This window comes from Pseudomonas sp. PSPC2-3 (assembly GCF_049898265.1).
GTDB classification, from domain to species: domain Bacteria; phylum Pseudomonadota; class Gammaproteobacteria; order Pseudomonadales; family Pseudomonadaceae; genus Aquipseudomonas; species Aquipseudomonas veronii.
This window is the reverse complement of sequence record NZ_JAFCXJ010000016.1, coordinates 54769-69433: the sequence shown is the minus strand read 5'-3', so window position 1 is coordinate 69433 and position 14665 is coordinate 54769. Positions and strand designations below refer to the sequence as shown.

At 61.8% G+C, this 14665-nt stretch carries 13 protein-coding genes; 4 read left to right on the top strand and 9 right to left on the bottom strand.

From position 1 onward, the window contains the following. Nucleotides 1–7 precede the first annotated feature (7 nt). Entirely contained in the window at nt 8–1519 is a 1512-nt protein-coding gene (locus ACP7E3_RS30195; RefSeq protein ID WP_426125319.1) for a trypsin-like serine peptidase, read from the top strand. A gap of 5 nt (nt 1520–1524) precedes the next feature. Here the strand turns inward: ACP7E3_RS30195 and ACP7E3_RS30190 are convergent, their stop codons facing one another. Further along, complete coding sequence (locus ACP7E3_RS30190) at nt 1525–2463, bottom strand: LysR family transcriptional regulator (protein WP_079443515.1); 939 nt, start codon at nt 2461–2463, stop codon at nt 1525–1527. A 109-nt stretch (nt 2464–2572) separates the two neighbouring features. Between ACP7E3_RS30190 and ACP7E3_RS30185 the strand changes: the two genes are divergently transcribed. Beyond that, nucleotides 2573–4072 carry a CoA-acylating methylmalonate-semialdehyde dehydrogenase gene (locus ACP7E3_RS30185; protein ID WP_046383933.1) on the top strand — a complete coding sequence of 500 codons (1500 nt, stop codon included), beginning with the start codon at nt 2573–2575 and terminating at the stop codon, nt 4070–4072. Nucleotides 4073–4201: 129 nt separating this feature from the next. On the opposite strand, the gene ACP7E3_RS30180 is transcribed toward ACP7E3_RS30185, so the two are convergent. The 6 genes from ACP7E3_RS30180 to xylA form a co-directional block, all read right to left on the bottom strand. Further along, nucleotides 4202–4510 (bottom strand): DUF6124 family protein, encoded by a 309-nt coding sequence (locus tag ACP7E3_RS30180; RefSeq protein ID WP_017847907.1) that lies wholly within the window; start codon nt 4508–4510, stop codon nt 4202–4204. Between the two features lie 448 nt (nt 4511–4958). Continuing rightward, nucleotides 4959–5267, bottom strand: a complete 309-nt coding sequence (locus ACP7E3_RS30175) for a DUF6124 family protein (RefSeq protein ID WP_017847906.1) — start codon at nt 5265–5267, stop codon at nt 4959–4961. 391 nt (nt 5268–5658) lie between these two features. Continuing rightward, nucleotides 5659–6795: a sugar ABC transporter permease gene (locus ACP7E3_RS30170; protein ID WP_177029949.1), complete on the bottom strand. Its 1137-nt coding sequence runs from the start codon at nt 6793–6795 to the stop codon at nt 5659–5661. Further along, on the bottom strand, nt 6796–8340 hold the full coding sequence (gene xylG / locus ACP7E3_RS30165; RefSeq protein WP_426125315.1) for a D-xylose ABC transporter ATP-binding protein: 1545 nt from the start codon (nt 8338–8340) through the stop codon (nt 6796–6798). Nucleotides 8341–8475: 135 nt separating this feature from the next. Further along, nucleotides 8476–9474 (bottom strand): D-xylose ABC transporter substrate-binding protein, encoded by a 999-nt coding sequence (xylF, locus tag ACP7E3_RS30160; protein ID WP_046383929.1) that lies wholly within the window; start codon nt 9472–9474, stop codon nt 8476–8478. A gap of 139 nt (nt 9475–9613) precedes the next feature. Then, nucleotides 9614–10930: a xylose isomerase gene (gene xylA, locus ACP7E3_RS30155; RefSeq protein ID WP_017847899.1), complete on the bottom strand. Its 1317-nt coding sequence runs from the start codon at nt 10928–10930 to the stop codon at nt 9614–9616. 139 nt (nt 10931–11069) lie between these two features. Between xylA and ACP7E3_RS30150 the strand changes: the two genes are divergently transcribed. Then, nucleotides 11070–12245 carry a XylR family transcriptional regulator gene (locus tag ACP7E3_RS30150; RefSeq protein WP_046383927.1) on the top strand — a complete coding sequence of 392 codons (1176 nt, stop codon included), beginning with the start codon at nt 11070–11072 and terminating at the stop codon, nt 12243–12245. A 50-nt stretch (nt 12246–12295) separates the two neighbouring features. Here the strand turns inward: ACP7E3_RS30150 and ACP7E3_RS30145 are convergent, their stop codons facing one another. Continuing rightward, on the bottom strand, nt 12296–13339 hold the full coding sequence (locus tag ACP7E3_RS30145; RefSeq protein ID WP_046383926.1) for an LLM class flavin-dependent oxidoreductase: 1044 nt from the start codon (nt 13337–13339) through the stop codon (nt 12296–12298). A 188-nt stretch (nt 13340–13527) separates the two neighbouring features. Between ACP7E3_RS30145 and ACP7E3_RS30140 the strand changes: the two genes are divergently transcribed. Further along, nucleotides 13528–13746 (top strand): hypothetical protein, encoded by a 219-nt coding sequence (locus tag ACP7E3_RS30140; RefSeq protein WP_046383925.1) that lies wholly within the window; start codon nt 13528–13530, stop codon nt 13744–13746. Between the two features lie 53 nt (nt 13747–13799). Here the strand turns inward: ACP7E3_RS30140 and ACP7E3_RS30135 are convergent, their stop codons facing one another. Beyond that, nucleotides 13800–14285, bottom strand: coding sequence for a flavin reductase family protein (locus tag ACP7E3_RS30135; RefSeq protein WP_046383924.1), 486 nt, complete (start codon nt 14283–14285; stop codon nt 13800–13802). Nucleotides 14286–14665: the final 380 nt, after the last annotated feature.

Below are 14665 nucleotides of genomic sequence, written 5' to 3'. Positions count from 1 at the left end.
TTCGACCATGCTGACCCGCTGCATCTTCCCCCTCGTGTTACTGCTGTTGCCTTGCCTTACCGGCCACACCCACGCCAGAGACCTGGCCGAGGGACTGAACGATGACAGCGCCTCCCTGGCGCTGCGGAACCACGACCAGCGTTACGCGCTGTGGTCCGGTATCGGTTTGTTGAAAAATGCGATCGGCCAAACCTGCAACGCGGTGCTGCTGGACACCCGCAACCGCCAGAGCAAGGCCGTCGGCCCGGCGTATGTCTTGACCAGTGGGCATTGCGTGTACTTCAGCTTCGGCACGGCCCATGTTAACCAAGCCATCGAGGCGAGCATCACGTTCAATTATTTCCACGACACATCGGCGCAACAGCGCACGTTTCGCATTAAAACGGCGCATTGGACCAGCATGGTCGGCACTGATCTGGCAGTGCTCGAACTGGATACTTCACTCGCCGGGCTGATCACCGACGGCATCATGCCGCTCAAGCTCGCCACCCATCAAAGTACCGGGGAACGTGAGGTCGTGAATGTCGGTTCGCCGAGCGGGTTTCGCCAGAAGGGCTTGCGTATGAGTGCCTGCAAGGAAACCGCGACCAACAGCTTTGTCGAGCATCCCGGGGTGTTTCCCGGTGCCCTGAAAAACCGCTGCAATGACCTGCAGTACGGCAGTTCCGGCAGCCCGATGCTGGACCGGCATACCAATGAAGTCACCGGCATTGTCAGCAAAGTCGCGGCGGTCATTAAAAAAGACATCCTCAACAACTGCCAGAACGTCTCGGCGTGTGAAGCGGCCAAGTTCAACTACAGCTATCCCGCCAACGACCTGCACCGTTGTTTTGTCGAGGGCCAATTCTCGAACGAGACGCCTGCTTGCCAGCTCAAAGCCGTCGATATCCACCTTGAGGAACCCTGGAAGCTCAACCCCTATGTGCATATGCAACTGGGCGAATTCGGGCAGAGTGTGCAGCCCACCTGGAACATCAGGTTCTCGATCCAAGACCCGTTCTATCGCTTCAAGGCTGTGCGCAACGTCAATGAATGCAGGCTGCCCAATGGCTATCAACGTGCCATTGCGTCAACCCAGGGCTACATCAATCAGGCCATCGGCCCGGCGCTGGGGGCGTATGTGCTGTGCATCATCGGCGTTCAAACTCCCGGCGAGCCGTTGACGCCGGCCTTGCTGCACAATGCGTTCACCCACTCGGTGTTCTTGACCGACCCGGCGCCGGTCCCGCGCATCGGCCTGAACTACAGCGTCAACTGGGACGACCCGCAAACCGCCTTCAGCCACCATTACTTCTATGTGGACACCTCGGCGGAAGCTGCCTGCCGTGACAATGACGACGTCCGCTACATCCTCGCCACGGGCGGAACGAGTTACCCGCTCTCGCAACTGCCCGTCACCCTGTGCAGCTTTGCGCGTAACCCGGCGGGGCAACCTTCGGCGGTACGCACGGATGTGATCGAGCGATCCGCCTACCTGCCGCCCACCCAAACGCGCCAGCCGGCAGCGGCTCAGCGATGAAGCGGTCAACCCGTGACACGAAAGCCTCCGGAGAGTTTTTCCTTCAGATAACCCACCAATGCACTCACGGACTTGGGTACATGGGGCGAGTAGGGCCGTATCAAGTAAATCTCATCGGCAAACGCGCCCTTGAGCGTCCAGCCCTTGAGCACCTGCACCAGCGTGCCGCCGGCCAGCGCCGCATGGGCGCTGAAATCCGGGAGCAGGGCGATGCCCAGGTGATTGAGCGCCGAGTCGCGCAAGGCTTCGCTGTTGTTGGTCGAGAAGCTTCCGGCGATCGGCACGGTGACCCGTTCGAGGGTTTTGCCGCCGCGCTCGAAGGTCCAGGCGGGCTGCTCGGTGCCGCGCGGGTAGTAGAGGCAGTTATGCGCGCTGAGCTCGCCGGGGCTGCGCGGTTCGCCGTGGCGTTGCAGGTAGTCGCGGGTGGCGACCAGCACCGAGGTGGTGTCGCACAGCTTCCATGCGACGTGGGTTTCCGGCACCTGAAAACCGTGGCGCACCGCCAGGTCGTAGCCTTCGGCGGCCAGTGAACTCAAGGCATCCGACACCTCCAGCTGGACCCGCACCTGCGGGTACAGTTGCAGGAAGGCCGACAGGTGCGGCACCAGTTGCTGCCGGGCGAACGCGACCGGCGCGGTCAAGCGCACCAGGCCGCGGATTTCCCCGGCGGCGTCGCGCACCGAAGAAAAACTGCGGGCGATCTGTTCGTAGGCGCTGCGCACGTCCCGCGTCAGTGACTGCCCGGCGTCGGTCAGGCGCACGCTGCGGGTGGTGCGGGTGACCAGGCGCGTGCCGGTGGCTTTTTCCAGGTCGCTGATGCGCTGGCTGACCGCCGACTTGCTCACCCCCAGGCGCGCCGCGGCGGCGGTGTAGGTGCCGTGTTCTTCCAGCACCGAGAGCCAGTGAATGTGGGTCCACAGCCCTTCGATCTCAGACTTTTCCATGAGATTATTGTTCGCCTATAAGGACAATAAGTTCTGGATTCTGCTCTGGTTCGGAACAAATCGAAAGCCTATCGTGTGTCCCACCGCTACCCACCTGGGACCTACTGCCATGACCAGCACCATCGAGCACTACATCAACGACCAGCGCGTGAGCCGCGATGATCGCTATCAGGACGTCTACAACCCGGCCACCGGCGCCGTGACCGGGCGCGTCGCCCTGGCCAGCCGCCAGACCGTCGGCGAAGCCGTCGCCGCCGCCCAGGCCGCCTTCGCCAGTTGGGCCGATACCCCGCCGATCCGCCGCGCCCGCGTATTGTTCGAATACCTGCACCTGCTGCGCGCACGCAAGGACGACCTGGCGCGCATCATCGTCGCCGAACACGGCAAGGTGTTTACCGATGCCCAGGGCGAAGTCGACCGTGGCATCGACATCCTCGAATTCGCCTGCGGCATTCCCAACCTGCTCAAGGGCGAACACTCCGACCAGGTCTCGCGAGGCATGGACAACTGGACGATGCGCCAGCCCCTGGGCGTGGTCGCTGGCGTCACGCCGTTCAACTTCCCGGTGATGGTGCCGATGTGGATGTACCCGATCGCCATCGCGGCGGGCAACACCTTCATCCTCAAGCCCAGCCCGACCGACCCGAGCGCCGCGCTGTTCATGGCCGAGTTGTTGCGCGAAGCCGGTTTGCCCAGCGGCGTGTTCAACGTGGTGCAGGGCGACAAGGAAGCGGTGGACGCGCTGATCGAACACCCGGACGTCAAGGCCGTGAGCTTTGTCGGCTCCACGCCGATCGCCCAATACATCTACGAAACCGGCGCGCGCCACGGCAAGCGCGTGCAAGGCCTGGGCGGCGCGAAAAACCACATGGTGGTGATGCCCGACGCCGACATCGAACGCACCGTCGACGCGCTGATGGGCGCCGCTTATGGCAGTGCCGGCGAGCGCTGCATGGCGATCTCGGTGGCGGTGCTGGTGGGCGATGTGGGTGACAAAGTCATCGCCGCCCTGACCGAGCGGGCCAAGCAACTGCGCATCACCGACGGCCGCGACCTCAAGGCCGAAATGGGCCCGATCGTCTCGCGCGCCGCACTGGAACGCATCAGCGGCTATATCGAACAAGGCGTCCAGGCCGGCGCGCAGCTGCTGCTCGACGGCCGCGATTACGTGCCGACCGAACCCGGCCTGGAAAACGGCTTCTGGCTCGGCGCGACCTTGTTCGACCATGTGACTCAAGAGATGAGCATCTACCGCGAAGAAATCTTCGGCCCAGTGCTGGCCTGCGTGCGCGTGAATGATTTTGCCGAAGCGGTGAAACTGGTCAACGACCACGAATTCGGCAACGGCGTCAGCTGCTTCACCCGCGACGGCAACATCGCCCGCGAATTCGCACGGCGTATCGAAGTGGGCATGGTCGGCATCAACGTACCGATCCCGGTGCCGATGGCCTGGCACGGCTTTGGCGGCTGGAAGAAGAGCCTGTTCGGCGATATGCATGCCTACGGCACCGAGGGCGTGCGCTTCTACACCAAGCAGAAGTCGATCATGCAGCGTTGGTCGGAGAGCATTGAGCAAGGTGCGGAGTTTGCGATGCCCGTCTCCAAATGACAGCCTAAGGAACACAGAGAAACCCATGTGGCAGGGGGCTTGCCCCCGATAGCGGAGTGGCAGTCACTGCATGAGTGCCTGAACCACCGCTATCGGGAGCAAGCTCCCTCCCACATTTTTTGTGCGTGGTCAGGCAGTGGTCTTCGTGGGCCTGAGGCATTCGATGGAGCGGTCAACCGTGGTTTTGGCGATTTCCAGCAAATGCCACACCGCGAGGATCTTCGCCCGCTCCGGTTTCTCCAGCAGCTCCCCGCAATCCAGCGCCGTCGCCGAAGCGCTGTCCAGCAGACTGGCGGTGTAGAGCAGGGCGTCTTCGAAGCTCAGGTCCTCGTTGACGGCGTGGAAACCTTGGGTGGGCAGGTAATGGTCGATGGCGCGGTTGAAAGCGGCGCGGTCTTTGGCGGGGTCGTGGGGTGGGTCGGGTAGGGCTTTGGTCATGGTGAAACTCCTGTCTGATCAAGGAGACGGCACTCTTCGCGACTAAACGAAGGTGGCGGCTGTACGCAGGTTAGTCGACCGGTCAGAACAGGAACCCGGCGCGCCCGAAGGCGCCCTGCGCACAGCCACCATTGAGCTTCATGGGACCATGCGCCTGTTCTGAATCCGGGCGACTAAACCCGATCACTGATTTGGCAGTGACGGACCGCAGACTAGCCATCGATTCCAACAGGCACAAGGCGGCGCAGATTGTCTAGGAAACGTCCTGCAATTTAAAGCGACCCGGCTTGCTGGCCCTTTAAAAACCATGACCAAATGCCACTAACTCCAATCAAATGCGGTCCATGTGGGAGGGGGCTTGCCCCCGATGACGGAGTGGCAGTCACTGCATGAGTGCCTGAACCACCGCTATCGGGAGCAAGCTCCCTCCCACATTTTTTGTGCGTGGTCAGGCAGTGGTCTTCGTGGGCCTGAGGCATTCGATGGAGCGGTCAACCGTGGTTTTGGCGATTTCCAGCAAATGCCACACCGCGAGGATCTTCGCCCGCTCCGGTTTCTCCAGCAGCTCCCCGCAATCCAGCGCCGTCGCCGAAGCGCTGTCCAGCAGACTGGCGGTGTAGAGCAGGGCGTCTTCGAAGCTCAGGTCTTCGTTGACGGCGTGGAAACCTTGGGTGGGCAGGTAATGGTCGATGGCGCGGTTGAAGGCAGCGCGGTCTTTGGTGGGATCGATGGGTGGGTCGGGTAGGGCTTTGGTCATGGTGTAATTCCGTGATGGATTGAGATTCGCCACCCCGCCGCGACTAAACGTAGGGTGGCGGCTGTACGCAGGTTAGTCGACCGGTCATCACGAAAATCCGGCGCACCCGAAGGCGCCCTGCGCACAGCCACCATAAAAACTGATGGAAGACCGTGCACGTGATGAGAGGTCGGGCGACTAAACCCGATCACTGATTTGGCAGTGACGGACCGCAGACTAGCCATCGATTCCAACAGGCACAAGGCGGCGCAGATTGTCTAGGAAACGTCCTGCAATTTAAAGCGACCCGGCTTGCTGGCCCTTTAAAAACCATGACCAAATGCCACTAACTCCAATGAAATGCGGTCCATGTGGGAGGGAGCTTGCTCCCTCCCACATGGAAGAATGGGGTTTATCGCCGACCCGCCCGCGTACTCACATCCACCCACACCGCCAGCACCAAAATGCTGCCCTTCACAATCATCTGCCAGTAACTGTCCACATCCAGCATCGACATGCCGTTATCCAGGCTGGTAATCACCAGCGCCCCGAGCAGCGCGCCATACACCGTGCCCGAGCCGCCGCGCATGGAGGTGCCGCCGATAAAGCAGGCGGCGATGGCGTCGAGTTCGCCCATGTTGCCCGCCGACGGTGAACCGGCGGCGAGGCGTGCGGTGTTGACCAGGCCGGCGAGGGCGCACATCACGCCCATGATGCCGAAGATCCACAGTTTGACGGCCTGCACGTTGATGCCCGACAGGCGCGTGGCTTCCATGTTGCTGCCCACCGCATACACGCGGCGGCCGAATACGGTCTGGCTGGTGACGTAGCTGAACACGCCGAGCAGCACCAGCAACAGCAGCACCGGCACCGGGATGCCGTCGTAGCTGTTGAGGGTGGTGACGAACCCGGCCAGCACCGCGCCGATCACCGTCACGCGCAGCACGTCGCGCATCAATGAGTGTGCGGCCAAGCCATGCAGCGCGCGGTTGCGCCGTTGTTTCCAGGTCAAAAACAGGGTCAGGGCAAACAGCAAAACCCCGAGGCCGATGCCCACCGCATGCGGCAGATAGCCCTGGCCCACGTACACCAGCGACGGCGACACCGGCGCGATGGTGGTGCCGCCGGTGATGCCCAGCAGAATCCCGCGAAACGCCAGCATGCCGCCCAAACCGACGATAAACGACGGGATGCGCAGGTACGCGGTCATGTAGCCGTTGGCCAAACCGATCATCAACCCGCACAGCGCCACCAGGCTCAGGTTGGCCAGCAGCGGCAGGTGATAGACCACGTCCAGAATCGCCGCGAGCCCGCCCAACAAGCCGAGCATCGAGCCCACCGACAAATCGATCTCGCCGCTGATGATCACCAGCACCATGCCGCAGGCCAGAATCCCGGTGATCGACATCTGCCGCAGCAGGTTGGACAGGTTGCGCGGGGTGAGGAAGCCGCCCTCGGTCTGCCAGCTGAAAAACAGCCAGATGAACGCCACGGCGATCACCAACGCGAGCATTTTGTAGCGGGTAAACAGCTGTTTGAGCTGATTCATCTAAGCGGTCTTCCGATCATTATTATTTTGGCTGAGCGCAGCGGCGAGGACCTGTTCCTGGGTGAGGCCTTCGTTGATGAAATCCCCACGCAACTGGCCGTCGCCGATCACCAGCACGCGGTTGGACACGCCGAGCACCTCGGCCAGTTCCGAGGAGACCATGATGATCGCCACGCCTTCGGCCGCCAGCGCGCCCATCAGTTTGTAAATCTCATACTTGGCGCCCACATCCACCCCGCGCGTGGGCTCGTCGAGGATCAGCACCTTGGGCTTGGCCATGAGCATTTTCGCCAGCACGGCCTTTTGCTGATTGCCGCCGGACAGGCTGGTGATCGGCAAAAACGGGCTGGCGGTCTTGAGATGCATGCGCGCGATCTGCCGGTCGATGCTGCCCAGTTCGGCCTCGGCGTCGATGCGCGTCAGGTGCGCGTAGGTGTCGAGTACCGCCAGGGTGATGTTCTGGCCCACGCCCAGGTCGGGAATGATGCCCTGGCGCTTGCGGTCCTCGGGCACCATGCACAGCCCGGCGCGGATCGATTTGAGCGGCGTGCGCGTGTCGATCAGTTGGCCATCGAGCCAGACTTCGGTGCTGTAGCGGCCGGGGTAGGCGCCGAACAAGGCCGAGACCAGCTCCGTGCGCCCGGCGCCGACCAGCCCGGCAATGCCGAGGATTTCCCCGCGCCTGAGTACGAAGGAGATGTCGTCCACGCGTTTGCGCTTGGGGTTGTCGACGTCGTAGCAGGTGACATGGCGTGCTTCGAACATCACCTCACCGATCTCATGCGGCTCGGTGGGGTAGAGGTTGCTCATTTCGCGTCCGACCATCTGCGTGATGATCCGGGGGATATCCATGTCGGCCATGGCGCTGGTCGCGATGTGCTGGCCGTCGCGGATCACCGTGATGGTGTCGCACACCGCCGCCACTTCATCGAGCTTGTGGGAGATGTACACGCAGGCCACGCCCTTGGCCTTGAGGCCCTTGATGATCTCCAGCAGCACCTCGATTTCCGAGCGGGTCAGGGCCGAGGAGGGCTCGTCGAGAATCAGCAGGCGCGCCTGTTTATTCAGGGCCTTGGCGATCTCCACCAGTTGCTGGTAGCCACCACCATACTGCGACACCGGCAGCGCGACGTTCATATCCGGCACCTTCAGCTCGCGCATCAACGCTTCGGCGCGGTGCAGCATCGCCGGGTAGTTCATGCGCCCGCCGGGCAGGGTCAGCTCGTGGCCCATGAAGATGTTCTCGGCCACCGACAGGTCCGGCACCAGGGTCAGTTCCTGGTGAATGATGACGATGCCGGCCGCCTCGGTTTCGCTGATCGACTGGGCCCTGAGCGGCTGGCCGTCCCAGAGGATTTCGCCGTCCCAGGTGCCATGGGGATAAACCGCCGACAGCACCTTCATCAAGGTGGATTTACCGGCACCGTTCTCGCCGCACAGGCCGACACATTCCCCCGGCCGCACCTTGATATCGATGCCGTTGAGCGCGTTGACACCGCCAAAGCGTTTGACGATGCCGTTCATTTGCAGCAGGTAGTGCGACATGGCGATGGCTCACACAAAAGGCCGAAGAAACGCGGTTTCCCGTAGGAGCGAGCTTGCTCGCGAAGAACCCTCAGGCAACGCGCACATCCAGGATGCCCGCGTCATCGTTGACGTTTTTCGCGGGCAAGCCCGCTCCTACAGGCCGATCTGCTCTTTGGTGTAGAAGCCGTCCTTCTCCAACAGGTCGATATTGGCCTTGGTCAGCGGGGTCGGGGTGAGCAGGATGGTGTCGACTTTCTTGCTGCCGTTGTCGTATTGCGAGCTGTAGGTGGGCTTTTCGTTGCGCGCCAGTTGCACCGAGAGCTTGGCGGCTTCGGTGGCGATCAGTTTGAGCGGCTTGTACACGGTCATGGTCTGGGTGCCGTCGATCACGCGCTTGACGGCGGCGAGGTCGGCGTCTTGCCCGGAGATCGGCACCTTGCCCGCCAGCTTCTGCGCGGCCAGGGCCTGGATCGCACCGCCGGCGGTGGCGTCGTTGGAGGCGACGATGGCGTCGATCTTATTGTTGTTCCGGGTCAGGGCGTTTTCGACGATGCTCAGGGCTTCGGTCGGGTTCCATTCCTTGACCCACTGCTGGCCGACAATCTTGATATCGCCCTTGTCGATGGCCGGTTGCAGCACCTTCATCTGGCCTTCGCGCAGGACCTTGGCATTGTTGTCGGTGGGCGCACCGCCGAGCAGGAAATAGTTGCCCTTGGGCGCCGCCTGCAGCACGCCATTGGCCTGCATCTCGCCGACCTTTTCGTTATCGAAGGAGATGTAGGCGTCGATATCCGCGTTGAGGATCAGGCGGTCATACGACACCACCTTGATCCCGGCCTTCTTGGCTTCGGCGATGGCGTTGGTCAGCACGGTGGCGTTGAACGGCACGATCACGATCACGTCGACGCCGCGGGAGATCAGGTTTTCGATCTGGGAAATCTGCTTTTGCTCGTTGGCATCGGCCGACTGCACAAACACCTTGGCATCGAGTTTTTCCGCCGCCGCGACGAAGTAGTCACGATCGCGGGACCAGCGTTCCAGGCGCAGGTCGTCGATGGAAAAACCGATTTTCGGATGGGCCGGATCGGCCATGACCGGCAGGGCGAGCAGGGTCAGGGCAGAGGCGAGCAGGGTGCGTTTAAATGACTTCATGGTGGTGCGTCCTTTTATTGTTGTTGGAAAGACACAGCGTGATGCGGGTAGAACTGTAGAGCGTCCCTCGACGCTCTGTGCGTAGATTTGTCGCGCAAATGTCACCGCCGCCCCCTGTGTAGGAGCGAGGGCTGCGTGATCAGGTGTAGATAAATCGATTCACGATGCCCTCCAGCATCTCCTGCCGACCACTCACGGCCTGCGGGTTGAGCTCGTGGGCAAACGCATGTTCGGCCAGGGATTCCAGGCTGAATTCGCCGGCCAGTACCGCCTGGCCCAACGGTTGCTGCCAGCCGGCATAGCGCTGGTCCTTGAACTGCTGCAACCGATCGTTCTGCACCATCGCCGCCGCGCGTTCCAGCGCCAGGGCGAGCACATCCATGGCGGCGACGTGGCCGTGGAACAGGTCGATCTCGTCCAGGCTCTGGCGGCGCACCTTGGAATCGAAGTTGTAGCCGCCATTCTTGAAGCCGCCGGCCTTGAGGATTTCATACGTCGCGAGGGTCATCTCCTCGACGCTGTTGGGGAACTGGTCGGTGTCCCAGCCGTTCTGCGGGTCGCCGCGGTTGGCGTCGATGCTGCCGAAGATCCCGAGGGACACCGCGGTGGCGATCTCATGATGAAAGCTGTGCCCGGCCAGGGTCGCGTGGTTGGCCTCGATATTCACCTTGATCTCGTGTTCCAGGCCGTACTCATGCAGGAAGCCGAACACCGTGGCGCTGTCGTAATCGTATTGGTGCTTGGTCGGCTCCTGGGGCTTGGGTTCGATCAGCAGGTCGCCCTTGAAGCCGATCTTGTGCTTGTGCTCCACCACCATGTGCATAAAGCGCCCGAGCTGTTCGCGCTCGCGCTTGAGGTCGGTATTGAGCAGGGTTTCGTAACCTTCGCGGCCGCCCCACAGCACATAATTGGCGCCCTTGAGCCGCAGCGTGGCGTTCATCGCGCTGCACACCTGGGCGGCGGCGTAGGCGAACACCTCCGGGTCCGGGTTACTCGCGGCGCCGGCGGCAAAGCGCGGGTTGCTGAAGCAATTGGCGGTGCCCCACAGCAGTTTGACGCCGGTCTGTTCCTGGTGGCGTTCGAGGTGATCGACCATCTGCGCGAAGTGGTTGCGGTACTCCTTGAGCGAGCTGCCTTCCGGCGCCACGTCGGTGTCGTGAAAACTGTAGTAGTCGATGCCCAGCTTGGAGAAAAACTCAAAGGCCGCCTCGGCCTTGCCGATCGCCACTTCCATCGGCTCGCCGCTGCGCTGCCACGGGCGCTTGAAGGTGCCCATGCCAAACATATCCGCGCCGGGCCAGACGAAGGTGTGCCAATAACAGGCGGCCATGCGCAGGTGTTCGCGCATCGGTTTGCCGAGGATCAGTTTGTTGGCGTCGTAGTGGCGAAAGGCGAGGGGGGCGTCGCTGGCGGGGCCTTCGAAGCGAACCTTCTCGACACCGGGGAAGTACGTCATGGCGTGTTCCTTATTGTTCTTGGCGGTGTCTGGATACTAGCAACGGCACTGGGCCCGGCGATTATGAAAATCGTCAAGGTGTAGTGCGATTTTGAGTGGCGGGGTCTAACCTGTGGCGACCGGCCTCAGGACAAAAACAATGAAAACCCTACCGCCCGTCCACCGCATCGCCTTGCTGTTCAACGGCAGCAAAATCTATGACCGCGGCATCATCACCGGCATCGGCAATTACCTGAGCAGCACCCGCGCGTCCTGGGATTTGTTCCTGGAGGAAGATTTTTTGTGCCGCCTCAAAGGCATCGAGCGCTGGCAGGGCGACGGCATCATTGCCGACTTCGACGACCCGCTGATCGGCGAGGCACTGGCCGATATCAAGCTGCCGGTGGTGGCGGTGGGCGGTTCCTATGAGGATGCGCGTGCCTACCCCAGGGGCATCCCCTACGTGGCCACCGACAACCATGCGCTGATGAAGCTGGCGTATGAGCATTTGATCGAGGCCGGACTGACCCGGTTTGCCTGTTTCAGCCTGCCGCCAGCCCAGGCCAATCGCTGGGCCCAGGAGCGCGAAAAGGCCTTCAAGCGCCTGCTGCAACGTGATGGTTTGCCGGTGGAGGTGTACCGCGGCCTGGGCACCAGCGCGCCGTTGTGGGACAGCGCGGTGGAGCAGCAGATCGCCTGGCTGCAAAGCCTGCCCAAGCCCATCGGCATCATCGCCGTCACCGACGCCCGCGCCCGGCAATTGCTGCAGGCCTGCCTCACTGCCGGTATCGCCGTGCCGGAGGAGGTGGCGTTGATCGGCATCGACAACGACCCGCTGACCCGCACCCTCACGCGGGTGCCGCTGAGTTCGGTGATCCAGGGCACGGAAACCATGGGCCGCACGGCCGCTGCGCTGCTGCATCAGATGCTGCACGGCAAACCCTGCACCGGCACGCAGATCCTGGTGCCACCGGATGCAATCAATGTGCAGGCTTCCAGCTTGCATCAGCCGTTGGGCAATCCGTATGTGATGCAGGCGCTGCTGTTCATCCGCCAGTACGCCTGCCAGGGCATCAAGACCGCCCAGGTCGCGGCGTATGTCGGCGTGTCGCGCTCATCCCTGGAATCGCACTTTCGCAAGACACGCGGGTGCAGCGTGCATGACGAGATCCTGCGCTTCAAACTCGCCGCCGCCGCCAAGGGCCTGGAAAACCACGCCCTGGCGATTGCCGATGTGGCGCAGCAGTGTGGCTTCAAGTCGGCGCAGTACCTGCATACGGTGTTTCGCCGTGAGTTTGGCTGTACGCCGCGGGAATACCAGCAAGGCGCGGCCTAGAAAAAAGCCGCTTGCTCCGTGAAGAGGCAAGCGGCTTGGTCATTCACCGATCAACGAAACGCTGGCACGACCTGCTCGATAAACAGCGCCAGGGACTTTTTCTTCTCGGCATGGGGCAGGCTGTTGTCGCACCAGAAGCTGAACTCATCCACGCCCAGTTCCTGGTAGTACTTGATGCGCGGGATGATTTCTGCGGCGGTGCCGATCATCGCGGTCTTGTGCAGGCTGTCCAGCTCGAACTCCGGGCGGCCGGCGAATTTTTCTTCCGGGCTTGGCGCCAGGAAGCCATTGACCGGCACTTCCTTGTTGCCGAACCAGGCATCGAAGGTGCGATAGAACTTGGAGATCGCCTTGGCCCCGACTTTCCAGCCTTCCGGGTCGTCGGCGGCGTGTACGTGGGTGTGGCGCAGCACCATCAATTGCGGGCGCGGCACGCCGGGGTTGTTGTCGAGGGCGGTCTGGAATTTGTTTTTCAGGTCCAGGACTTCTTCATCGCCCTTCATCAGCGGCGTGACCATCACGTTGCAGCCGTTGGCCACTGCGAAGTTGTGGGAGTCCGGGTCGCGGGCGGCGATCCACATCGGCGGGTTGGGCTTCTGTACGGGCTTGGGCACGCTGGTGGAGGTGGGGAATTTCCAGATGTCGCCGTCGTGGGCGTAGTCGCCTTGCCACAACGCGCGCACCACCGGGACCATTTCGCGCAGCGCCTGGCCGCCGCTGGAAGCGGGCATGCCGCCGGCCATGCGGTCGAACTCGACCTGGTAGGCGCCACGGGCCAGGCCGACTTCCATGCGGCCGTTGCTGATCACGTCAAGCAAGGCGCATTCACCCGCCACCCGCAGCGGGTGCCAGAACGGCGCGATGATGGTGCCGGCGCCCAGGTGAATGGTGGTGGTCTTGGCCGCGAGGTAAGCCAGCAACGGCATCGGGCTTGGCGAGATGGTGTATTCCATGGCGTGGTGTTCGCCAATCCAGACGGTGCTGAAGCCACCGGCTTCGGCCATCAGGGTCAATTCGGTCAAGTCTTCGAACAACTGGCGGTGGCTGATGCTCTCGTCCCAACGTTCCATGTGTACGAACAGGGAAAACTTCATGACGCGTACCTCGGATCTATTGTGATCGGCCTGTCGACCGCGGGCCCTTAAGTGCTCTCGCCGTTGTAACGCTTGCCGGGGATAACGGCTGTTCGGCGGATTGATTGTTGGTATACCATAATATGGAATATCCACAAAACTTTTCTCTCCAACGGTTACACCCCCACCTCACAAGGAAGGCGAGCCCGATGAACATAAAACAAAAACTGATCCTGGCCTTTGCGGTGATTGCCAGCCTACCGGTGATTTTGGTGGCTGTGCTGATCATCCTCAACGTGCATGAGGTTCTTCACCGAGCCGACCATGATCGCGTGGTCTCACGCCACTGGGAGGGGCTGACACCCCGCAATCAAACTGTGGGAGGGGGCTTGCCCCCGATGGCGGAGGAACAGCCAGCTTATCTGTAGCTGACCCACCGCTATCGGGGGCAAGCCCCCTCCCACAAAGTTTTGTGTGTGGCTTAAGCCGGCATGGGCAATGCGCCCATCTTGCCGTGGCAATACACCAGTGGTCCGGCGTTCTGCTGGGGCACGATGAGGTTCTTCACCGAGCCGACCATGATCGCGTGGTCGCCGCCTTCGTACTCGCGCCACAGCTCGCATTCGATCACCGCCGTGGCATTCGCCAGGATCGGATTGCCCCGCTCGCTGAGCGTCCATTCGAGGCCTTGGGCCTTGTCTTTGCCCTTGCGCGCAAAGGCATACGCTTCGGTTTGCTGCCCGCCGGAGAGCACATGGATGGCAAAGCGTTTGTTCTTGATCAACACCGGGTACGAGTCGGAGCTGTAGTTGGGGCAGAACAGCACCAGCGCCGGGTCCATCGACAACGAGCTGAAAGCACTGGCGGTCAGCCCGACGATTTGCCCGTCGTCATCGAGCGTGGTGATCACGGTGACCCCGGACGGAAACGAACCCATCACTTGTTTGTAGATAGCGGCATCGATCATGGGACGGTCCTCGGCGGTGGAGCGGTTTTTATAGACTTGTAGGTATTATGGTATACCGTAATACAAAGCATGCAACTGCTTTTTCAAGCGCCCGATGAACGTCAATTATTGGTCTTGTAACCAATAAATACTGGGGTAAAGGCGAGAAATGGCTATTGGCCATGTGGCACATTAGCCGATCAGATTAGCGCCAGAGCTACGGATCAGTCGTGTAAAAAACTGGGGGGCGTGTGGCGCTGTCGAGCGTGATCCTCATCGATTGCTGCCTGGCGACGCGTCAGCACACGCAGTCGGTCAGGTCGGGGCGGTTGGGGTATACCGACTGAACAGGTTTTTCTGGCGAGAGCGCGGCGTTAATCCTGGCTTACCGCGTCATCGTT